This window comes from Chitinophaga sedimenti, from assembly GCF_023156195.1.
GTDB classification, from domain to species: Bacteria; Bacteroidota; Bacteroidia; order Chitinophagales; family Chitinophagaceae; genus Chitinophaga; species Chitinophaga sedimenti.
In genome coordinates this window covers 2,644,231-2,664,354 of sequence record NZ_JAKUKA010000001.1, presented here as the reverse complement: position 1 = coordinate 2,664,354, position 20,124 = coordinate 2,644,231, and the positions used below count along the sequence as shown (strand labels likewise).

26 protein-coding genes are annotated in these 20,124 nt (G+C 51.1%); 9 read left to right on the top strand and 17 right to left on the bottom strand.

The features are described 5' to 3' along the window. Positions 1-6 precede the first annotated feature (6 nt). The 7 genes from MKQ70_RS15210 to MKQ70_RS15180 all read right to left on the bottom strand — a co-directional run bounded on the left by MKQ70_RS15210 (position 7) and on the right by MKQ70_RS15180 (position 5,700). Positions 7-669, bottom strand: coding sequence for a hypothetical protein (locus MKQ70_RS15210; RefSeq protein ID WP_248072320.1), 663 nt, complete (start codon positions 667-669; stop codon positions 7-9). Continuing rightward, complete coding sequence (locus MKQ70_RS15205; protein ID WP_248072319.1) at positions 666-1,208, bottom strand: TonB-dependent receptor domain-containing protein; 543 nt, start codon at positions 1,206-1,208, stop codon at positions 666-668. The genes MKQ70_RS15210 and MKQ70_RS15205 overlap by 4 nt, the downstream gene beginning before the upstream one ends. Next, positions 1,136-1,921, bottom strand: a complete 786-nt coding sequence (locus MKQ70_RS15200; RefSeq protein ID WP_248072318.1) for a hypothetical protein — start codon at positions 1,919-1,921, stop codon at positions 1,136-1,138. The genes MKQ70_RS15205 and MKQ70_RS15200 overlap by 73 nt, the downstream gene beginning before the upstream one ends. Beyond that, positions 1,878-3,548, bottom strand: a complete 1,671-nt coding sequence (locus MKQ70_RS15195) for a SusC/RagA family TonB-linked outer membrane protein (protein ID WP_248072317.1) — start codon at positions 3,546-3,548, stop codon at positions 1,878-1,880. The genes MKQ70_RS15200 and MKQ70_RS15195 overlap by 44 nt, the downstream gene beginning before the upstream one ends. A gap of 306 nt (positions 3,549-3,854) precedes the next feature. Further along, positions 3,855-4,712, bottom strand: coding sequence for a FecR family protein (locus MKQ70_RS15190; protein ID WP_248072316.1), 858 nt, complete (start codon positions 4,710-4,712; stop codon positions 3,855-3,857). 17 nt (positions 4,713-4,729) lie between these two features. Next, a complete protein-coding gene (locus MKQ70_RS15185) occupies positions 4,730-5,014 on the bottom strand; it encodes a hypothetical protein (protein ID WP_248072315.1) in 285 nt (94 codons plus the stop codon). A gap of 104 nt (positions 5,015-5,118) precedes the next feature. Continuing rightward, positions 5,119-5,700, bottom strand: a complete 582-nt coding sequence (locus MKQ70_RS15180) for an RNA polymerase sigma factor (RefSeq protein ID WP_248072314.1) — start codon at positions 5,698-5,700, stop codon at positions 5,119-5,121. 92 nt (positions 5,701-5,792) lie between these two features. On the opposite strand from MKQ70_RS15180, the gene MKQ70_RS15175 reads away from it, so the two are divergent. Next, positions 5,793-6,110, top strand: coding sequence for a hypothetical protein (locus MKQ70_RS15175; RefSeq protein ID WP_248072313.1), 318 nt, complete (start codon positions 5,793-5,795; stop codon positions 6,108-6,110). Here the strand turns inward: MKQ70_RS15175 and MKQ70_RS15170 are convergent. The 3 genes from MKQ70_RS15170 to MKQ70_RS15160 are packed head-to-tail and all read right to left on the bottom strand — an operon-like array spanning position 6,107 to position 7,622. After that, entirely contained in the window at positions 6,107-6,814 is a 708-nt protein-coding gene (locus MKQ70_RS15170; RefSeq protein ID WP_248081389.1) for a YggS family pyridoxal phosphate-dependent enzyme, read from the bottom strand. The two genes, MKQ70_RS15175 and MKQ70_RS15170, sit on opposite strands and share 4 nt — an antisense overlap. A gap of 52 nt (positions 6,815-6,866) precedes the next feature. Then, positions 6,867-7,079, bottom strand: coding sequence for a DUF2024 family protein (locus MKQ70_RS15165; RefSeq protein WP_248072312.1), 213 nt, complete (start codon positions 7,077-7,079; stop codon positions 6,867-6,869). A 51-nt stretch (positions 7,080-7,130) separates the two neighbouring features. Then, positions 7,131-7,622, bottom strand: a complete 492-nt coding sequence (locus MKQ70_RS15160) for a protoglobin domain-containing protein (protein WP_248072311.1) — start codon at positions 7,620-7,622, stop codon at positions 7,131-7,133. Between the two features lie 292 nt (positions 7,623-7,914). On the opposite strand from MKQ70_RS15160, the gene pdxR reads away from it, so the two are divergent. From pdxR to MKQ70_RS15145, 3 genes are all read left to right on the top strand, one after another. After that, positions 7,915-9,381 (top strand): MocR-like pyridoxine biosynthesis transcription factor PdxR, encoded by a 1,467-nt coding sequence (gene pdxR / locus MKQ70_RS15155; RefSeq protein ID WP_248072310.1) that lies wholly within the window; start codon positions 7,915-7,917, stop codon positions 9,379-9,381. 105 nt (positions 9,382-9,486) lie between these two features. After that, positions 9,487-10,002, top strand: a complete 516-nt coding sequence (locus MKQ70_RS15150) for a hypothetical protein (RefSeq protein WP_248072309.1) — start codon at positions 9,487-9,489, stop codon at positions 10,000-10,002. A 127-nt stretch (positions 10,003-10,129) separates the two neighbouring features. Then, a complete protein-coding gene (locus MKQ70_RS15145) occupies positions 10,130-10,741 on the top strand; it encodes a GNAT family N-acetyltransferase (protein ID WP_248072308.1) in 612 nt (203 codons plus the stop codon). Here the strand turns inward: MKQ70_RS15145 and MKQ70_RS15140 are convergent. Then, positions 10,687-11,259, bottom strand: coding sequence for a hypothetical protein (locus tag MKQ70_RS15140; RefSeq protein ID WP_248072307.1), 573 nt, complete (start codon positions 11,257-11,259; stop codon positions 10,687-10,689). The two genes, MKQ70_RS15145 and MKQ70_RS15140, sit on opposite strands and share 55 nt — an antisense overlap. Before the next feature lie 156 nt (positions 11,260-11,415). Between MKQ70_RS15140 and MKQ70_RS15135 the strand changes: the two genes are divergently transcribed. From MKQ70_RS15135 to MKQ70_RS15125, 3 genes are all read left to right on the top strand, one after another. Then, positions 11,416-11,859, top strand: a complete 444-nt coding sequence (locus MKQ70_RS15135) for an SRPBCC family protein (RefSeq protein WP_248072306.1) — start codon at positions 11,416-11,418, stop codon at positions 11,857-11,859. Then, positions 11,840-12,178, top strand: a complete 339-nt coding sequence (locus MKQ70_RS15130; protein WP_248072305.1) for an ArsR/SmtB family transcription factor — start codon at positions 11,840-11,842, stop codon at positions 12,176-12,178. The genes MKQ70_RS15135 and MKQ70_RS15130 overlap by 20 nt, the downstream gene beginning before the upstream one ends. Before the next feature lie 64 nt (positions 12,179-12,242). After that, entirely contained in the window at positions 12,243-13,196 is a 954-nt protein-coding gene (locus tag MKQ70_RS15125; protein ID WP_248072304.1) for an MBL fold metallo-hydrolase, read from the top strand. Positions 13,197-13,253: 57 nt separating this feature from the next. Here MKQ70_RS15125 and MKQ70_RS15120 read toward each other — a convergent pair whose 3' ends face one another. The 4 genes from MKQ70_RS15120 to MKQ70_RS38520 are packed head-to-tail and all read right to left on the bottom strand — an operon-like array spanning position 13,254 to position 15,283. Beyond that, positions 13,254-13,628 (bottom strand): SpoIIAA family protein, encoded by a 375-nt coding sequence (locus MKQ70_RS15120; protein ID WP_248072303.1) that lies wholly within the window; start codon positions 13,626-13,628, stop codon positions 13,254-13,256. Positions 13,629-13,637: 9 nt separating this feature from the next. Further along, the gene (locus tag MKQ70_RS15115; RefSeq protein ID WP_248072302.1) at positions 13,638-14,252 is read right to left on the bottom strand and encodes a DsbA family protein; all 615 of its coding nucleotides are present in this window, start codon (positions 14,250-14,252) and stop codon (positions 13,638-13,640) included. 42 nt (positions 14,253-14,294) lie between these two features. Continuing rightward, complete coding sequence (locus MKQ70_RS38525) at positions 14,295-14,855, bottom strand: manganese catalase family protein (RefSeq protein WP_308199471.1); 561 nt, start codon at positions 14,853-14,855, stop codon at positions 14,295-14,297. Continuing rightward, positions 14,822-15,283, bottom strand: coding sequence for a manganese catalase family protein (locus tag MKQ70_RS38520; protein ID WP_282456540.1), 462 nt, complete (start codon positions 15,281-15,283; stop codon positions 14,822-14,824). The genes MKQ70_RS38525 and MKQ70_RS38520 overlap by 34 nt, the downstream gene beginning before the upstream one ends. A 263-nt stretch (positions 15,284-15,546) precedes the next feature. Between MKQ70_RS38520 and MKQ70_RS15105 the strand changes: the two genes are divergently transcribed. After that, positions 15,547-16,995: an alpha/beta hydrolase gene (locus MKQ70_RS15105; RefSeq protein WP_248072301.1), complete on the top strand. Its 1,449-nt coding sequence runs from the start codon at positions 15,547-15,549 to the stop codon at positions 16,993-16,995. Positions 16,996-17,008: 13 nt separating this feature from the next. Here the strand turns inward: MKQ70_RS15105 and MKQ70_RS15100 are convergent, their stop codons facing one another. After that, a complete protein-coding gene (locus MKQ70_RS15100) occupies positions 17,009-18,313 on the bottom strand; it encodes a sulfatase-like hydrolase/transferase (protein ID WP_308199032.1) in 1,305 nt (434 codons plus the stop codon). After that, complete coding sequence (locus MKQ70_RS38515) at positions 18,276-18,770, bottom strand: sulfatase-like hydrolase/transferase (RefSeq protein WP_282456538.1); 495 nt, start codon at positions 18,768-18,770, stop codon at positions 18,276-18,278. The genes MKQ70_RS15100 and MKQ70_RS38515 overlap by 38 nt, the downstream gene beginning before the upstream one ends. Before the next feature lie 199 nt (positions 18,771-18,969). Here MKQ70_RS38515 and MKQ70_RS15095 point away from each other — a divergent pair, with 199 nt between their 5' ends. Then, complete coding sequence (locus MKQ70_RS15095) at positions 18,970-20,064, top strand: DUF695 domain-containing protein (protein WP_248072300.1); 1,095 nt, start codon at positions 18,970-18,972, stop codon at positions 20,062-20,064. Positions 20,065-20,124 lie beyond the last annotated feature (60 nt).

The following is a 20,124-nucleotide window of genomic DNA, read 5'->3' as shown; positions in this document are numbered from 1 at the left end:
TACGGTTTAGAAGTTGGTAAATATGCCGATGGTATATGTCGGTGTCAGGTAGGCCTTCTGATAGCCGTTCGTCGCCGCACTGTAATTATACTTATTCAGTCCCACCGTAAATATGTTCGACGCCTGTCCCTTTACTTCAAAGTGGCTGAAACCGGCGCGTTTAATAAACGCGGTATTATCTAAACTGTACGACAGTGTTAAGTCGGCCAGCGTGATGTAATCACCGTTTACCACGTATTTGTCCGCATAGTTATAAGCGTTGTTCGAGTTAGCGCTGTTGTACGCCGCCAGCCCCTGTACATCGGTGGTTGCTTCGTCACCTTTTGTTTTCCAGTAGTTGCCGGCGCCTTCGAGCGGGCGGTTGGCCGATGGGTTAGGTCTTGGTACCCTTACTTTAAATCCGCCATAATAGTTGATCATGCAAAACACGTAGAAGTTGCCGAAGTCGACACGGTTGCTCAAACCTGCGTTAATCGTAGGAATGGAGGTGCCCATGTAGTAAGTCAGCCCCGAAGTATCGCTCGACATCAGCGCCGTTACCGGGTTGCCGAGCGTGTTTACGTTGGTGCGGTAAGTAGTTCCTTTCGGATCGATTACCAGCGGGAAACCAGCGGTGTCCAGTCCGGCATAACGATAAGCGAACAGGGCGCCTACCGGGTAGCCTTTCACGAAGCCCGTGTGTTCAGCGTTTGCGGGTTGAAGTTGCCGCGCTGGTAAACTTCCAATACCTTGCTTTTGTTGCGGGCCAGGACCAGGCCTGTGTTCCAGTTCATTTTATCGTTGGCTATCCAATCGGCATGCAGGGCAAATTCCACGCCCTGGTTGTCGATCGTGGCACGGTTAATCAGGGACGGACTTGTACCGATGGTCGGATCGATCTGCGCGTTACCTAACAGGTCGGTGCTGCGTTTGTTATAGTAATCCAGCGTACCGTACACGTGTTTAAACACGGCGTAATCCAGGCCAATGTTAAAGTTGCGGGTTTGTTCCCAGCGCAGGCTGCTGTTAGCCATGGACGACAATACCAATGAAGGGGCGGAAGGTGTGGTGTAGGTATTGAATTTGGCTTCCGCAATCACCTGCGGCAGCGACATCTTAGCCACGTTACCGTTGAAGCCATATGCCGCACGCAGTTTCAGCTGCCTGATCCAGTCACGTCCTGCATAAACTCCTCGTTGTGGATGTTCCAGGCGGCGCCGGTAGACCACAGCGGTTTGTATTTATATTTCGGGTTGGTGCCGAACAGGTTCGACTGGTCGATACGGATACTGCCGGTTAAAGAGTAAGTGCTTTTGTAGGCATATACCAGGTTGGCGTAACCGGAGAGGAAGCGATCCTGTGAGTACTGCTGGTTAAACAACCCGGTCATGTTGTTCTGGAGCGGAGCGCCAAGGTTAAAGGTGCCCCTGAGTGCGCCGGTGACAATGGAGGCATAGTCAACAGGCTGTTGCAGCAGGGTTTCATCATTATAACCAAAGTAGCTCGCGAGCTTGCTTTTGTTCACCAGGTTGCGCACTTCGGCGCCGATGATGCCGTTGATGGAGTGTACGCCGGCGAACCTGCGGTTATAGTTTAACTGCGCGCGCGCGGTGTAGCTGGAAGTGCTGGTACCCATCTGGCGCAGATAACCGCCTTTCGGAATGTTGAACTTCAGCGAGCCGTCGGTATTGCGGGCGGCATAAGCGTTCATATATCTTCTTGCTACAGAAGATGCTTCGGATGCATAGTAATCCAGATCTGAAGTAGATGTTTCGTAAATGCCGCCAAACTGTACATCAAATCCACCGCCGAAGTCATAAGTAAAATTAGCGGTGATGCGGTTGTTCACCGTATGCGTTTTGTCCGTGATTTCGTTAGCATCTACCAGTGGATAGTAATTATGGTCGTACAGGCCGTTGGCGATGAGGATGTCGTTGTACAAAGGAGCCGGTGTGCCGCTGTTCATCACGGCGAGTGACTGGCCATTCTGATCCAGGAAACGCTCGTACGGCGCAATGCCTGTAATACCCGGTACCGGGGCGTTCCGGTTGTTGAACTCCCGGGTAGTCGGTGGTTAATTCCAGTCCGAGTTTTTGCGTGAACTTCAGCGTGGTACGCGCGGAGAGCAGCAGGCGGTCGTCAGAGTTTTTAATATTATTGGCTGCGTTGTTAGTATAGTTAGCCGTGATGTAATACAGCGCGTTAGGATTACCACCCGATACGTTCAGGTTGTATTGCTGGGTAACGGCGGCGCGCTGGAACAAACGGCTGTAATCTTTGAGATTATCGTAACCGGCAAGATCTGCGTAAGCCTTATCGGCCTGCTCCCGCGTAATCATATTGGCGGCCAGCTGGGCTTCGATGAAAAACGGCCGGGTGCGCGTTACGCTGCCCGCAGTGCCGGTAGCCAGTTGCTGCCAGGTGCCGGGAGCTACGCTCAGGGATGTCAGGTTCTTCTGATAGTTGCTTACAATTTCGGAAGCATTGTCTTCCCAGCGATAACGGCTGTAATCTTCTTTAGGTGTAATGCCGGCGGTAGCGCGGAAAGCGAACTTCGGCTTACCGATAACGGCCTGTTTTCTTTCGATCACAATTACACCATTGGAGGCCCGTACCCCATACACAGTGGCTGCGGCAGCATCTTTCAGGATCGTTACCGACTTAATTTCATTCGGGTCGATCATGCCGAGGGTCAGTTCCGTCGGATAGCCGTCTACCACGATGAGGGGGCTTTCGTTAGCCGACATGGTAGAGATACCACGGATGTTGAACAGCGGTCTTGAGTTGCCGTTACTGGTGAAGTTCACGTTATTGTTGATCATCAGACCCGGCAGCCTGTTCACCAGGCCATCCAGGAAGTTGGTGCTGATGCGGGATTCATATTCTTTGGTGTTCATCTGCGATACCGCGCCGGTGCTTTGCTCGGGACGGATGCGCTGGTAACCGGTGTTCACCGTGGTTACCTCGAAAGCGGTCAATGCCTTTACAATATGTTTCAACACTACGTTGATCGTAGCGCCGTTGTTGCCAACGGTCACCATCTGGCTTTCGAAGCCAACGGAGGAGAAGTACAGGCGGTCACCGGCCTGCATTTCCACTGCGATGGTGAATTCACCTTTTGCATCGGTAAGCGCTACCCCAATTGGAGCGGTACCACGCATTACAGTGATGCTTACACCGGCCAGGTTGCGGCCGGTGGAGTCGGTTACGCGGCCCTTCACGGGCGGCAGCGCGGCTGTTGGCTCGTCGGCCTGCCTGGTGGACTGTACCGGCTTGTTGTGAATAAAAATAGTGGTACGCCTGATGGTGTAATCAAGCGGCTGGTCGGTGAAAACAAGGTCCAGGAAAGACTTTAAAGATAAGTCTCTCACCGACACCGATACCGGCGCGGCATTCTTCAGGTCCGCTTCATTATAAAGCGCAGTGTACCCCGTTTGCTTTTCGATGGCTGCCAGCAAATGTTCGAGTTTCAGATGGTTGCCTGAGACCGTCACCGTTTGCGAAAAAGACTTCGCGGAAACGTGACAGATAAAACCCGTTAACAGGATGGCGATCAGTTTAACCTGCATCAGAACTTTCCTTTTAATTGCCGGATCGCACTGTAATAATGCGGCGATCCCAGATTTGGTTGATGTCGGGAGGGACGAGCATGCGGCGCCCCTTCCGTTACAAAAAGCGATTAATTTCATACTTTTGTAACAGTTTGGTTGATTGAATGAACAAATGATTCTTTCGCGAGATGACTTGTTACAGATTAGCTGAATCCCGCCGGATAGTGGTTCCAAGCACCTTCCGGCTTTTTTCTGCCTTTCCCCTTTGCATTACGTTTCTCTCATGTTGGACTAATAGTTATGATTGTGCTGTTATGCTGATCATTATAAAATGATTAGTTTCCTTCCTTCCATTTTGTAGCGGATACCGAGTTCGGCCAACCCGTCCAGCAGGTCCTGCAGGTCCAGGTCGCGGCCAGGTTTACCTTTTAACCGCATTTGTGGTGTGCTGCCTTTATATTCCACTTCAATATCATACCAACGCGTTACCTGCCGCATAAACTCTTCCAGCGAAACACCTTCGAAATAGAATTTCCCACTTTTCCAGGCAGTGACTCCTTCGATGTTGGCATTTTTATCCACCGATAATTGCTTTTGCATAACGGCCTGCTGGCCCGGTTGCAGCTGTATGGCTTCCTGCTTTTGCCGCACACGTACACTGCCGCTCAGCAGCGTGGTGCGGACCGCGGGTTCATCTGTATAGGCATTGATATTAAAATCGGTGCCGAGTACTTCCACGCTGGCGGTATCGCCTAAATTCACGCGGAAGGGCTGTTTTGTGTTTTTCGCTACTTCAAAATAGGCCTCGCCCTGTAACGCTACTTTCCGTTCGCCGCCAGGGAAGGCGGTGGGAAAACGGAGGGAAGTAGCGGCATTCAGCCATACCGTGGTGCCATCCGGCAGTACGATGCGGAACTGCCGGGCCTTGGGTGTGGTGATGGTATTCCAGGCCGTGCTTTTACCATCAGGTGCGTAAGCCAGCTGCCCGTTTTGCAGCGTAGCGTTGGCGCCGGCGATCATGCCGTTACCAAGGCTGTCGAGCGCTACCACTGTACCGTCTTCCAGTGTTAGTGTGGCGCCTTCTTTTCCGGGTTCGATAGGCGTGGTTCGTACCACAGCTGTTGTCCCGCCGGTGTCGGGCGTCCTGGGCTGCAGATAATAAATGCTGCCCGCCGTGACCACGATGACAGCTGCCGCGGCTATGCGCAGCCAGGTGCGGAGGGGCGGACAGGCGTCCTCAGCGGTTTATCGACTTCTATTACGTTATGGAGTACCTGTTGCCAGGCGGCGCTGCCGGATGAGGGAACGGACTCCGGAACATGTTTCGGATGGCGGGAAAAATAGGACTGGATGTGCGCAATAAGCTCAGGCGACGTGTCGGCATGCATCAGCTGCAGTAACTCGTCGTAGTGTTCTGGTCCGGCTTTTTCGGTGCGGATAAGCTCCAGTAGCTGGTTGGCTCTTTCAATCATCTCCCTGTTCAATATCTATAATTAAAATAATATCAACTGATTTGGTTGGCCTTTGTAGCAATGTTATATGATATAGTACCCCGGGAACAGAAAATATACACATCCCCCGAAAAAAATTAGAAGCGGTATAAAAGGAGCAGGATCAGGGGAATATCGATACCCCGGTTAACGAGATATCCACGGATGACTTTGGCGGAGCGGGTGAGGGAATTGCGGACAGCCTGTACGGAAATGTCCAGTTCGGCGGCTATTTCCGCGGGCTTTTTGCCGGTGAGGCGATTAAGGCGATAAATACGCTGCTGCTGTTGCGGCAGTTCGGCAATGGCTTCGCGGATGAGACGAACCGTTTCCGATAAATGAACTGCCTCTTCCGTTTCATTGGTCTGAAGCGGAACGTCGCCGGTAACGCCCAGCTGTAATTGCCGTTGTTTAAGGTGTTTAAAGGTGCGGTTGTAGGCAATGCGGAAAATCCAATGTTGCGGCTCTTCCACGGCGGCGAGTTTGTCACGGCCCAGCCAGAGATACAGGAATACCTCCTGCACCAGATCTTTTACCGTGGGTTCAATGGGAACAAGGTTAAAAATGATTTTATAGAGTTGCGGCATGTAGAGATGGAACAATTCTTCGAATGCCTGTTCATCTGCTTCAGCTATCCGGGAAAATAGCGCCCGGTCTCTATTTATATCATTTTTCTCCAAGATTTGGTTAGTCCGGTTGAGTTATCGTACTGTAAACATAATTCAAATTTTGCGGTCTTTTTATATCTTGGACAGCAAAATCATCAAAAACAATGTTTACTCAACCCGGTACCATCGAAGAAATTAAAACAGACCTGGAAGCCAATCTTCCACACCTGACTTACAAAATTGAAAAACCATTACTGGGCAAACAATTCCTGCTGGCGAAGAAAGGCACTTATGGCGCCATCATTCTTAAAAAGGGAGAAAAGGTGCTGGTAAATACCTATAACCCAAAAGGACTGGCCGCTGCGTTCGGCATGCTTGGGATTATGATTACCCGTGCAGTGAATAAGCAATATGTGGCGACGCGCAACGAGGTGTTCACTTATATGAGCACAAAATATTACGAAGTGAAGAAGGGGTTTTAAGCCCCTTTTTCATTCCAGTAATAACTGTCGGCGTACTGCCGCTGCCCGAATATGGCAGTACCCACCCGTACCATGGTCGCTCCTTCTTCAATGGCCGTTTCCAGGTCGCCCGACATGCCCATGGACAATTCCCCGAAATCGGCATTGGGCAGGCCCAGTTGCTGCAACTGCCCGGCGGTGGTTTTTAATAGCCGGAAACATCGCCTGACCTTTTCCTGTTCCGCACTGAATAGCCCGATCGTCATCAGTCCCTTTACTTTCAGCGTATCGTACTTCGCTGCTTCCTGCGCGAGTTGCATGGCGGCTTCCGGCGCAACGCCGAACTTACTCGGTTCAAAAGAAGTATTTACCTGTAGAAAGATATCGATGCGCTTTCCTTCGGCCTGCAGGCGGCGGTCGAGCTGATGAATTAAGTCGATGCGGTCCACGCTCTGGATGCAGGACGCGTATTTGACGGCTTCCTTGATCTTGTTGCTTTGCAGGTGCCCGATGAAGTGGAATTCCGCGCCGGTATCCTGCAACAGGGGCCATTTTGCGCTCAGTTCCTGTATCTTGTTTTCCCCGGTGAGGGTGGCGCCAAGGTCAATCGCGGTGCGGATATGTTCGGCGCTTACCGTTTTGGTGGCGAGTAATAACTTTACCTCCCGCGTTGCCACACGGGCAATGCGGTGACGTACCTGTTCAAGATTGGCGGCTATGTTCATCTGCACAAAAATTAAAAACGATGGACCGCCGTTCGCGGCCCATCGCGGTTGTTTAATTACACCCCTGCATTTCTATAATATGGTAACCCTGCGCTTCGATGGAAGCGATCATGTCCGGCGTACCCTGTTCAATATGACAGAACCGGCATTCCCTGGCGGACAGCGGTTGCCCGTCTTGTCCTTTACTGGCCAGGTATTGGCGGCCGTACGAGAATACGGTATCGGTCGCCCCGATATTATCGGGCACCGGGATGTCGAAGTGCATTACAGCGCCATCTTTTTTACTACGTAGGTATCCCAGACTGCTATTTTCATCTTAAAATTCATTTTTATTAATGTAAGGATGTGTCCACAGAATAACGGTGAGCGTGACGGCTTTAAACCAGGCAGCGTGCATGGCCTCCACCGTGGCCGCATCATGCCCTTTATTCGCCAGGAACGATTTGATGGTGGCGGTAATCGGGAAGATGAAGGCCACCATATAACGGTAGTGGATAATCGGTACCGCCTTCGCATCGTCGGTTTTATTCTTCTTTGTACTGTGATGGCGCAGTGCGATCTCATGTTGATAGTTCAGCCATTCCTGGTCGTACGGACGGTTGCACAGGTCCAGTATCCACTGCCCGAAGCGGGCGCGTACGGCGGCGAGGTAAGCAGTATCCGGCTGCTGATCTTTGGAGAAGTAATAAAGGAGGTGCTCGTTGCTGCCAACGTAACCATACCACAGATCGAGCACTGCATCAGTCTGATCTTTTAACACTTCCCCGGCAAGACGGAGGTTCTTTTCATCTTCTTCGGAAAAGAGCACTGTCTTTTTAACAGCGCCAGGTCCTGTAAAGTAACGGGGGAGGGGCCAGCCTGGCCGTACGTGTAACCTTTCATGTGAGTTGTATTGATTTAGGTAGTTAGATGCTTTCGTTCATTCAGGATGCCTCGTAACCGGCTGGTGTTAACCTGCTTTGGTGGCCCCTGGTAATCTGTTGTTCACGATAAACTGTAACGGGTGCATGCAATATATTTAGTTGTTGATGTGATTAAATGACATCACAAAAGTGGCGTATATTTGGACCCATCAGTTCATCCAGAAAAGATAAAAACATATGGTCCAGAAGTTGCGGCCGTGGAAAACGATCCTTTCCATAGAAGTGCACAGTGATAAACCCGTGTACCGGCAGATTGCCGAAGGGATTATTGCGGAGATCAAACGGGGACGTTTCAAACCCGGCACGCCCTTGCCCAGTACGCGGCAGCTGGCGGAGAGCCTTACAGTGAACCGTAAGACCATTGTACTGGCTTATGAAGATTTGCTGGCGGAAGGCTGGCTGACCAGTGTATATAAGAAGGGCACATTTGTATCCGGTAAACTGCCGCAGGAAACAGCGTCCTACCGCGATCATACACGCGAAGCGGTCAGGCCGGGCTTCTCTTTTAATGCACCGCTCTTATCCGGCGATCCTTTTATCACGCATAAAAAGAATACGATCGTATTCGACGACGGCCTGCCGGATGTACGCCTGGCGCCCATGAACGAACTGGCGCGCAGTTACCGCCGCATCTTCCAGCAAAATACACGCTGGCGCATGATGGGCTACGGCAATCCCGCAGGCTGTGATCGCATTCGCGGCGCTATTGCAGATATGCTGGTGCGGGACCGGGGCCTCCGCGCCGATACCAGTCATATCTGTATAACGAGGGGGAGCCAGATGGCTTTATACTTAACGGCCAAAGCACTCATCCAGAAAGGGGATTATATCGCCGTGGAGGATCCGGGGTATGCGCCGGCCTGGACTACCTTCACACAATTCGGGGCTAAACTGCTGCCACTGAAAGTAGATGCGGAAGGTATCTGCATCGAAACGCTTGAAAAGTTGTGTAAGAAAAAGCAGTTGAAGGCGATCTATGTTACGCCGCATCACCAGTTTCCCACCACGGTGAGCATGAAAGTAGACCGACGGATAAAGCTGGTAGAACTCTCCAACCAATATGGTTTTGCGATTATTGAAGACGACTACGATCACGAGTTTCATTTCCAGGGAAAAAGTATGTTGCCGCTGGCCAGTTTGCCAAACGCCGCAAACGTGATTTACATCAGTTCTTTAAGTAAACTGGTAGCCCCTTCGGTCCGCATTGGTTACATCCTGGCGCCGGGAGCCTTTATTGCCGCAGTGGCCGCGCACCGCAAAATGATCGATGTGCAGGGCGATAGTGTAATGGAACATGCCGTAGCGGAACTCATGGAGGAAGGTGCGATCAGCAGGCATGTGCGTAAGGCGTACCGCATTTATGGAGAGCGCCGGGAAAGTATGGAAGTGTTGCTGCAACATTATCTTGGTGATAAAGCGGCTTTCACAAAGCCGGCTGGCGGACTGGCTTACTGGATCTCCCTTCGCGACGTTACCGATACGCGGGAACTGGCTACCGTACTGCTATGGAAAGGTGTGTCCGTTATTCCTACCGAGCAATTTTCGTTTGGTGGTGCATCATTAGGTGCGTTACGTTTGGGCTATGCTTCGCTCACACCGGAAGAACTGGAAAAAGGCATTCGTATACTCGGCGATGTGTTATAATTTACAATTCAGACAGAGGTTATCCCAATTCATACTGATGTGCGGTCAATAGTGGCGCGCAACTGGTTAACTTGCGCCCATTAAACGTTAAAACCTCCCCAAAAAATGAAATGCAATTTTGTATTGGCCCCATTATTCGCGCTGCTGTTGCTCGCCTGTGCCAAAGAAGACAATGCTGCCCCGGCACCCGATAACGGCACGCCCGTAAAAGCTGAATTACAAATCCGCGTAGATGGAGGCCCCTGGATTACCCGCAAGGCCAGTTACGCTACCCGCTTCCGCGATGGTTATTATGCAATTGCCGATGACGACGGCGACCAGGCAGGCAGCTACATCCTTATCCGCTGGACGGGCGGGGTGGGTACACATCCTTACAAAGAAATAGCTGCTGCGGAAGGCACGCATGCGCATTACCTGGTCGACGAGGGTAATCAGTATGTACCTTATTACATCGACCAGACCGGCGCGCATGTGAGCGGCGGCGGTGTAACCATCACCAGCATGGGAGATAAGGACGGTTATATTACCGGTACTTTCCTGATAGAACCAGCCGGCTATGGGACCGCTACCATGCAACAGGCAAGGATAGAAGGGAAATTCAAAGTGAAGAAAGGATGGTAATCCGTGTTGGTACATCCCGCATGAATGCGCTTCTGCTGAACACTTAACGCACATCAGTGATTTCCGCATGCGGCGTGCATATAAAAAGCCGGCTTTTCTGCGCCGGCTTTTTATATTTTTGCAGGATATGAAATATGTTTTTACCTCAGAACGACTCGGCTTCCGGAATTGGACAGATGCCGATATCGATAAGATGACCGCCATCAACCAGGACCCCGAGACCATGCGTTATTTTCCCAATCTGCCTTCCCGGGAAGATACCATAAACATGATCCGCAGTTTTCAGAAAGAGTATGAGGAACAGGGATACACTTACTTTGCGGTGGAAACCCCGGACGAAGGCGCCTTCATCGGTTTTACCGGTTTACATGTGCCCACGTACGAAGCTGATTTTATGCCCTGTGTAGATATGGGCTGGCGGCTCGATAAGCGTTACTGGAACAAAGGGTACGCGACGGAAGCTGCCAAAAGATGTATGCAGTTTGGGTTTGATGTTGTTGAACTGGATAAATTAGTAGCCACGGCGCCGAAGGTAAACTTACCTTCCATTCATGTGATGGAGAAAATTGGCATGAAGCGGGAGCTGGAGTTCAAACATCCCCGGTTAAAGGGTATTCCGTATCTCGAAGATTGTGTATTGTATACCATAAAAAAGACCTGCTCAAATGAACAGGTCTTTTTAGTTTATTGCTGTGGTTCCTGGGTTTTGGTAAAATCCAGCGAAGAGCCATCATCGTAGTAAATGTGCCACGATTTGACCTTCCCGTTTTCCCTTTTAAATTCGATGCCTTCGTACGCTACTTTTTTCTGCGGGTAGAGTTCGGCCGCACCATAGGCCTTGCTTTTTCCATTGTCAGACCCGCCGCAGCTCTGGTACCCGCGATAATTACCGCTGGCCGAATGAAACTTCACTGTGCCGTTATTCACATCCACTTCTACGGTACCTTCCTTGTACCCCAGCACCTGTGAGCGGCAGCCGCTGTTGGTATTGGTGTAATAGAAATACTCGCGCGCGCGGCCGTCTTTAAACAACATGTAACCGATGGCCAGTTCAAATCCCGCCCCCTGGTAGCTGCCATCGTAGCCCCAGAAGCTGCCGATAGAGGTGGAGCCGGCTAACCAGTATCCTACCAGGTCTTCGGGCACGGCAGTCTTCGGGTTTTTACCATAATTACCGGTTTCGTTGTCATTTTTGGAACAGGCGGCAAGGGATACAACAATGCTGGCGAACAATAAGATCGCTACTCGTTTCTTCATGATGATTTCCGTTTTGAGGTTTTAAAGTGGGAGCGAAAATAAAACGTATGTCCGTTAGCATAGGTACGGTGAACGGATTAAATAGAGGCGGATAAAAAAAATAATTGCGTAACTCGAAAGTTACTTATATATTTGGGTAACTTAAAAGTTATTTATATGGAAAGGACCATTGTTCACAGGTTTCAATTCGCCCATCCGCCCCGCGTGGTATGGGAATACCTTACCGATGCGGAGTTGCTGGCCCAATGGCTGATGCCGAACGATTTTAAGCCCGAAGTAGGGCATGCATTTCAATTTCACACCAAACCAAGGATTAAACTGGGTTTCGATGGTATCGTGCATTGCAGGGTGCTGGAAGTGGTGCCTTGCCAGCGCTTGTCGTACACGTGGAAAGGCGGGATGTCAAAAGACAATCCTTCGCTGGACTCAGTGGTCATGTGGACATTGACGGAGGTGAACGGACACACGGAATTGCTGCTGGAGCACAAAGGCTTTAAGGGTTTTAAAAATCTCCTGTCGTACTTCATCATGAATAAAGGTTGGGAAAAAATCGGTAAAAGAATCGGCAAAAAAATGGCTTATGAGCGTACCCAGTCTTGATGCCTTCCAGGCCATCGCCGATCCCAGCAGGCGGTATATGCTTCGCATGCTTACAGACGACAGCATGACGATAAGCGCCATTGCACAACACTTCGATATGAGCCGGCCGGCGGTGTCAAAACACTTAAAGATACTGGAGCTGGCGGGCTTCATTACCGTGCAGGACATTGGCCGGGAACGCTATTGTATGTTACAGCAGGATGGTTTCGACGAATTGCAGGAGTGGATCGGTTTCTTTGATAAGTTTTGGTTGTCGAAATTGAAAAAGTTGCAGCGCATACTTGACGAGAAAAAGGACGACCATGCGCGCGGCGTCTGACAGCAGCAACTGATCTGTAGTCTTTTGGCATAAAATCAGCGCCTCATTTGGAAAGTAATGTGATATGGCTGAAAGGATACAACTTATCGACATGCGCACCTACGCAAAATGGAGATGCATCGCACCGGGCGTATGGGGACTGCGTGACAAGTTCGTGAATGTTTATTTTATTCATAACAAGGACACGAAGAAATGGATGCTGGTGGATGCTGGTTTAAAAACCAGTACAGGCAAGATTCGCCAGGCGGCTGAAACGCTTTTCTGGCCGGAGTCTGCCCCTGCATGTATCGTACTTACGCACGGGCACTTCGATCACGTTGGCGCACTGCCTGCCTTATTGGGCGCCTGGAATGTGCCGGTGTTTGCACATGAACTCGAAGCGCCGTATCTCACCGGTCGTTCTGCTTATCCGCCTGCCGACCCACTGGCCGGTGGCGGACTGATGACATTGATGAGCGGTCTTTATCCGAACAAACCCATTGACATCAGCGGGCATCTGATGACGTTGGCCGATAATGATACGATCCCCGGTTTTCCTGAATGGCGCTGCCTGCATACACCCGGGCATTCGCCCGGCCACATGAGCCTATACCGCGAATCCGATGGTGTGCTGATTGCCGGTGATGCGTTTGTGACCACAAAGCAGGAATCGCTGATGGCCATCATTCAACAACGAAAAGAAATCTGCGGCCCGCCGAGGTATTTTACCTGCGACTGGCAGGCGGCCGAGCGTTCCGTGAAGCGGCTGGCGGCGTTAAAGCCGGTAGTCGTCGCTACGGGGCACGGGAAACCCGTGCGCGGATATTTATTACGGGAGCTGCAGCAACTCGCCGGGCATTTTAATGAAATGGCCGTACCCGAACACGGGCGGTATTCGGCGGAACCTGCGCAGGCAGACGGCAATGGGGTGCAGTACGTGCCGCCGCGCCGTAAAGGTGTACGGGCGCTGGCTGCTTTTGCGGGTTTACTGCTGGTCGTAGGAGTGGGTGTGTTATTGACGAAGCAATTGAAACGATAGAAAAAGGGAATGGGCGCCTGCCCATTCCCTTCATGTTTTGCTGCGATGAAAAAGTACTTATGTTTTCAGCGGCCCGGAAACCCATTGCTTTGCCTCCGCCAGTTCTTCGTGCTTAAAGCCGCGTACCTCGCCGTGTACCAACGGACTGAGCATATCGTAGGCCCGCCGCACCCAGGCTTCTTCGGAAACAATCGCCATCCGCTCCCATTTAAAGAAATGCCGGAAGCTGATATAAAGGTATTTCAGCAACGCGCCGATGCTGTAGTTCGAAAAGTCAGTATCCAGCAATACCAGGAAGTTTATTTTACCGTAGATATCTGCCACCTGCTCCACGCGTTGCATCACCACCTGCTGATATTCTTCCTGGCTTACCGATCCTGAAGCCCTGTAGGCTGCCACGTGCGGTGGATAGTCCGGCAGTAATGCTACCATAAGATCATTTTATGTGTCTGCTAATAGTTGCTCTACACTTGCCTCCAGCGCCTCTAACGGACGATAGCCTGTCAGCAGCAGCTTCCGCGATACGCCGTTCCTGCTGAGTACCAGTGAAGGAAACCGCGTGATGCGGGCACTGTCTACCTCTGCGAGATCGGCCTTAAACGCCGCAATTGCCGCTTTGCTTTGCAGCCGTTCCTTGAACAGTACGGCATCAAATTCGGGACGCGTGGTGGCGAGATCGGCTGCCACGGAGAGCAGTACTTCTTTCTTCGCGATGTTTTTACCGCCGGTCATTACCGCCTGCTGTACCGCTTTCAGGTACAACTCCGCCGCTTCGGGCGATTGTAACGCAGCGGCCTTTACGGCAAGGCATGCGGGGTAGGAGGAGGCAGGCGGGTCAAGGAACCAGATCCTATCGTCAAGACTGACCCCTGTCATTTGTTTCGCTTCCAGCCACACCGGCCCCATTTGTACGGGTTTGCTCACGGCGCGCATGTCGTCGCGGTAATGGGGCCAGCCGGCCAGCATACCCCCATGCAAAGACGCATGTGAATGGTATGCGGACTGGCTGCCCTCCATTTTTCTATAGTCTGTAACATAGCCCAGCTCCAGCAGCAAACCGGGTCGGTGTAAAACACGACACTCAGCTGCGTGGCTTCGCTACTTACGTTTCTTTTTTCCTTTAGCTGGTTCATCCGTAGCTTGTTTATCTTTTTCTTGCTGGCTCCATGCCTGTTCGCCGATGGGCACTGCGGCGTCTATTTCCATTCCTCTTTCTTTACTCATGCCTTTGTCTATTTCCGCGACACCTTCCGGCGTACGCGGTGTGCCGGTAGGTGCTACGTCGAGCAGACCGTTTGTTTCCAGTACGTAGGCCACCGGATCATCAATATACTGCCAGGTTTCACCGAACTGTGAGCTTTCGCCCTGGTTCCAGGGGCCGCGTACGGCGGCGCCGTTGGACATGTTGAAGTACAGGTTGCTGTACCGCGGATCGCTCTGTAATACGCCCGGCGGGAAGTTCGGCTGGATGCTGTCCAGCGCCGCCTCAAACATCTGGAAGTGCGCCACTTCGCGCGTCATCAGGAAGTTGAGGGTCTCTTTCACATACGGGTCGTCGGTGAATTGCAGCAAGTATTCGTAGGTGATTTTCGCCCGTGATTCGGCCGCGATGTTCGAACGGAGATCTACCGTGAGGTCGCCGTTGCAATCGCCGTTGATGTAGGCCGCCGACCAGGGTACGCCCGGCTGTTGGTGTAAGCGGGGCCGCCGCCGGTAGCCACGAACAACTGCGGGGCTACAGCTACCTGGTGAATGTAGTTCTCTCTTGCCTCCTTGCCGTTCAGCAGCGACATGATTTCAGATTCTTCGGCTGCCTTTTTCAGGTCGCCGTTAATTCCCTGCAACAGCATCTGGATAGTAGCGCCCACGATTTCGAGATGGCTGAATTCCTCGGTGGCAATGTCCATCAGCATGTCGTATTTGTCCGGGAAAGGGTTCCTGGCGCCGAATGCCTGTCCGAAATAACGAAGGGCTGCAGCCAACTCACCATTGGCGCCGCCGAATTGTTCCAGCAGTAAAGTCGCGAATTTTGGGTCGGGTTTACTTACACGCGCATTGAATTGGAGTTCTTTTACATGGTAAAACATAGAATAGATTTGAGCGATAATCAATCAATTGTCAATAGCTACAGGTGCAAAAAACATTCCCGGATAGTAAGGCCCGGCAAGTGTAGAGCGAACTCGCAATAAATGTTACAGTCTGTTACAACCCCGGCGAAAACTCACTCATCGTCAATCTCAGGCTGGCCATCGCAGATGCGTGGATGATTACTGATATTCAGCTAGTCTTTTGCGCATTTCGATCCTTGATCCCGGCGATTGATGATTTATAATGATAACTTCCTGAAACTATGAAAGGATCACTGCTATTATTCAGTCTTCTTTGTGTGTCGTTCGTTCACGCACAGGTTACCATTCGTGTTGATCTGGCGACGGGCTTCCACGGGCCGTATAATGGCCGGCTGCTTGTTTACACCCTCCGTGATACCACCAAAGTGTTTAACGATCAGACGATGCAGCAGGAGCCGGCCTTTCGCATAGAAGTGCGTAACTGGACGGGCGGACAGGCTCAAATTGTCGACCGCCGGTCAGTCCCGTTTATGCAGCCCGTTGATTCACTGGAAAGTGGGTATTATAAGCTCATCGCGATACTGGATACCAATACTATTGAAAGAGGTAAAGGCGCCGAGGGAAATCTGTATTCGAGGAAGGAAGGCATCCTGCATGTCGGTCCAAATGGAAAGGGAGAGGGAACGATTACATTAAATGCCATGTTCAAGCAGCGGGAATTCAGGGCATCTTCGCACGTCAGGGAGTTGGTGTTGCCGTCGGCGCTGTTAGGCAAATTCCGGGCTGCGCCGGTTAACATGAAGGCTGCCGTCATTCTTCCTGCTTCTTATTACGCGGATACATCCGGGCGGTATCCCGTGGTCTATATCATTCCCGGGTGGGGAGGCACCCACTATCATGGGGCTATCGAAGGTAATCAACGCAAATATGGCATTGGTCAGGGCAAAGATAAGATCTATGTATATCTCAACCCTGAATCACAAACACCGTACGGACTTCATGCATTTGTTGACTCCCGCGTTAATGGTCCATGGGGTGCAGCATTGGTGCATGAACTATTGCCTCATGTACAACGGTACTATCGCGGTACCAGGCAGTCTTTCATAACCGGGCAAAGCTCGGGTGGATATGGGGCATTGTGGCTGGCTTTACATTATCCGCAATACTTCTCAGGTTGTTGGGCAACGTCGCCCGACCCGGTGGACTTCTCCTCATTTACGGGCGTTGATCTTTACCGCGATCAGAATTTTTATGTCGATAGTGCCGGGCGGGAGCGTGGTATTTATTTATTGAATGGTGAATGGCAAACGACCCTGCGAAAGTCGTATGCCGTCGAGCTTTTCGAAGGTGATGGCGGGCAACAGCAGTCGTTCGAGGCTGAATTTGGTATGCCTGGCAAAAACGGGCGACCGCAACATCTATTTGATCCGGCTTCCGGTATTATCAATCAATCTATCGTCAGCCAATGGCGGCAATATGACCTGGCGCTATATGTACAAACGCAATGGCCGCGGTTAAGAAAATGGTTGAGCGGGCGAATCCATATTTATTGCGGCCAATACGACAATTTCCGGCTGAATGAGTCCGTTCGCGCGTTCGCCAGGAAAGCTGCGTCCGTGAAGGCTGCTATTCATATAGAAGAGATACCCGGTGCGGATCATTTTACAGTGCGCGATAGTGCGCTCACCTGCAGGATCCAGGCGGAGATGGACGCTTTATGCGACCTGTGACTTAATCATGCACTCAAGGCTCGCGCGACAATTCATTCATCGTAAACCGCAGGTCGGTAATCTTTCCTGCATATGGCTGCAGGTTGCCTTTTAGTTCCCGGCCCTGGATCATGCCCCAGGTGACATAACCACCATTGATCTTCGTGAAATCCTTCTCCAGTTTTTTTGTGAGCACAAGCGCCTGGTTAAAACGCACTTCCAGTTCGCCGGCAGCAGATAAACGTAATAGGAGCTGTCCCTGTTGCAACGGCAGCGTTTCGCTGGTGATTTCCGTGCCGCCGGGGAGTTTAATGCCGATCTTACTGTTATGGGCAAATAATTTAAAGTTGTTGAAGTATTCGCATACGACGCCGCCCTGCGCGATATTGTCGAGGTAGGCGGTGATGTAGAGTACGTCCGGGTTCCAGAGTTTCCTGTTGAAAGAAAGGTCGGATGCACTTCCATTGGGGCGTACGGTGTAACTCTTGTCGAAGAAAACGGGTAGGTTGCCTTCGCGGATCATTTGTGCTGTTTCGCCCTGACGCGCCAGTTCCTGGTCGAGCAATTTTTTCAGGTCGGAGACTTTGCGGTGGTAGGCGGGATTCGTAACGAGGTTGTTGAACTCGTTACGGTCGGTGTTGATGTCATATAGCTCGTCCGGCGCACGATAGCTATAGCGGTCTAACAGGAACTTCGCTTTCGGATCAGTAGTGGCGGCAGCTGTCCAGCTGTCAAAATAAAACTCGTTTTGTTCTACTTTATCAATATGTGTGATGAAGCGGAGGCCGGGGTGATAATTTTTAATATAGTGCAAACCTTCCCGGGTAATCACGGTGCGGGATGGTGTATAGTTGTACCAGAAGTGCGGTTCTACCGAAGTTTCCGCGAAAATGAAATCGTGGTGCACGTCGGTTTTTTTGAGCAGCACGTTTTTAAAAGAGGCGCCATCGAGCCCTTTGATGGGCTGCCCGCCGCCGAGGTCAACGAGGGTAGGCGTGAGATCCACCAGCGATACCAGCGCGTCGGAAGTGGCGCCAGCGGGTACTTTGCCGGGCCAGCGGATGATCATGGGGATGCGCAGGCCCTGGTCGTATACCGTCCATTTGGCGGATGGGAACTGTGCGCCCTGGTCGGCGATGGCCATCATCACCGTGTTATTCTTTTGTCCCGCCTTATCGATGGCCTGCATCACTTCGCCCAACATGTGATCGGCAGCGCCTATACTGGTGTAATACGCAGCCAGGGCTTTACGCGTGGCTTTGGTGTCGGCGAGGTAATCGGGCAGTTTCAGTGCTTCCGGGTTAAAGTCCTGGTTCGGGAACCAGGGCACATGCGGCACCCAGGGCGCTACAATAAGACAGATCGGTTGTCCGGGCCTCTCTCTTAAAATGACTGGCGATCAGCCGTACCGTTTCCTTTTTCCGGTCGAGGCGGTTCTCGATCGGGGCATATTTACCAAACTCTTCTCCTATCTTTTCAAAAGGGAAATTATCAAGCGGGAATACATCCGTTTTGCCGGCAATGACTACACGATATCCCAGCTTTTGCAGGAACTGTGGCAGATTGGCCGTGTTAGGCCTTACCGTGAAATGGTTCATCTGCGAGCCGTTGCGGTAAGGATACAGTCCCGTGAACAAAGCGCTGCGCGAGGGTGCGCACATAGGGGAGGCGGCGTAAGCCCGTTTAAACCGCATGCCTTCTGCGGCAAGTGTATCCATGTTAGGCGTGCGAACATCCTTGTTGCCGTAACAGCCTACATCCTGCTGGTTCAGATCATCTGCCAGGAATATGACCATGTTAGGTTTGGATTGTGCGACGGCAATAGCCGGTGCGCCAACAGAACACAATACAATAAACAGCCATTTCAGCGCGCTGTGAAGTCGCGTAGCAAGCGGAAGAAGTGTACATCATTATACTAGTTTCGGGTTGTCTTTCAGCGATAAGATACTAATTTTCGGTATATTGTTTCGGTTTAATACTATCAACAGGCATTATATGAGCATCTGGAAGAACATCTTTGGAAAAAAGGAGAAACCTATTACTAATTACGCCGATTTCTGGAAGTGGTTCGAGGCTAACGCGGAGCAATTTTATACCATCGTAAAAAGCGGCGACCAGCTTGAAGAGAAGTTTTTCAGCCCCTTATCCGACAAGTTGAAAGAATTGAAAGAAGGCTACTGGTATGTAACCGGTATGTGCGCCGATGATTGTGCGGAACTGATTATTACCCCCGATGGGATTATCAAAAATATTGTATTTGCAGAGGAGTTGGTGGCAGCCGCGCCGCGTATTGCCCACTGGAAATTTACAGCCCTGAAGCCCATGCTCGACCTGAAAGATGTGAACATCGAAATGAGCGGTTCAGTATTTAATAGTGATAATCTTTGTTTCTATTCGAACGATTATGAAGAATACCCGGACGAGGTGGATATCGTGGTAGTGCACCCGGATTATACGGAGGAAGAGAAAGACCGCATCTTTAACGGCGTGATGATTTTCCTGGATAATTATCTGGGTGAATTGAACGGCGTAACCATGATCGATGCGGTGTCTGTATGCGGAGCGGAACAGGCCGAAAAGGAACTGATTCCCATCTCTAAACTGAAGGATTTTCTCCTGTGGCGCGAGAAGGAGTTCGTGGAGAAATATAACGGCATCCGTTATGACACGATGAACGATCAATACTCTGCCCTTGAAGGCAAATTACAGAATGGCTGGCCCGCTATTGCAGTCATCAATACCACGTTGCTGGAGTGGGATGGTAAAGCCTCGCACCCATGGATGCTGAAGATCCGCATTAAATATGATGGAGAAAACAATAACGGCATGCCCGACCGTCCTACCTCCGATATGATGAACGCGTTCGAGGACGAGATCATGGAACAGCTGCGTGACGTAGGCGGCTACCTGAATGTAGGCCGGCAGACCCTGAATAATGTACGCGATATTTACATTGCGTGCAGTGATTTTCGGGGTGCGTCGAAGGTGGTGTATGAGATGGAAGCGCGGTATGCGGGGAAGCTGGAATTGGAATGGGAGATATTTAAGGATAAGTATTGGCGGTGTTTGGAGATGTTTATGGGGAGATAGAAATACATGCTTTCTTTGGGTAATATGCCTGCAACAAAAAAGGTATTGCTTCATGGAGGC

Coding starts and splice junctions, on each gene's coding strand:
- MKQ70_RS15175 (WP_248072313.1), top strand. CDS start 5,793: ATGTTTACTCAACCCGGTACCATCGAAGAAATTAAAACAGACCTGGAA.
- MKQ70_RS15195 (WP_248072317.1), bottom strand. CDS start 3,548: ATGCAGGTTAAACTGATCGCCATCCTGTTAACGGGTTTTATCTGTCAC.
- MKQ70_RS15130 (WP_248072305.1), top strand. CDS start 11,840: ATGAGCGTACCCAGTCTTGATGCCTTCCAGGCCATCGCCGATCCCAGC.
- MKQ70_RS15165 (WP_248072312.1), bottom strand. CDS start 7,079: ATGCACTTCGACATCCCGGTGCCCGATAATATCGGGGCGACCGATACC.
- MKQ70_RS15135 (WP_248072306.1), top strand. CDS start 11,416: ATGGAAAGGACCATTGTTCACAGGTTTCAATTCGCCCATCCGCCCCGC.
- MKQ70_RS15150 (WP_248072309.1), top strand. CDS start 9,487: ATGAAATGCAATTTTGTATTGGCCCCATTATTCGCGCTGCTGTTGCTC.
- MKQ70_RS15170 (WP_248081389.1), bottom strand. CDS start 6,814: ATGAACATAGCCGCCAATCTTGAACAGGTACGTCACCGCATTGCCCGT.
- MKQ70_RS15120 (WP_248072303.1), bottom strand. CDS start 13,628: ATGGTAGCATTACTGCCGGACTATCCACCGCACGTGGCAGCCTACAGG.
- MKQ70_RS38515 (WP_282456538.1), bottom strand. CDS start 18,770: ATGGTCATATTCCTGGCAGATGATCTGAACCAGCAGGATGTAGGCTGT.
- MKQ70_RS15125 (WP_248072304.1), top strand. CDS start 12,243: ATGGCTGAAAGGATACAACTTATCGACATGCGCACCTACGCAAAATGG.
- MKQ70_RS15145 (WP_248072308.1), top strand. CDS start 10,130: ATGAAATATGTTTTTACCTCAGAACGACTCGGCTTCCGGAATTGGACA.
- MKQ70_RS38520 (WP_282456540.1), bottom strand. CDS start 15,283: ATGTTTTACCATGTAAAAGAACTCCAATTCAATGCGCGTGTAAGTAAA.
- MKQ70_RS15095 (WP_248072300.1), top strand. CDS start 18,970: ATGAGCATCTGGAAGAACATCTTTGGAAAAAAGGAGAAACCTATTACT.
- pdxR (WP_248072310.1), top strand. CDS start 7,915: ATGGTCCAGAAGTTGCGGCCGTGGAAAACGATCCTTTCCATAGAAGTG.
- MKQ70_RS15105 (WP_248072301.1), top strand. CDS start 15,547: ATGAAAGGATCACTGCTATTATTCAGTCTTCTTTGTGTGTCGTTCGTT.
- MKQ70_RS15140 (WP_248072307.1), bottom strand. CDS start 11,259: ATGAAGAAACGAGTAGCGATCTTATTGTTCGCCAGCATTGTTGTATCC.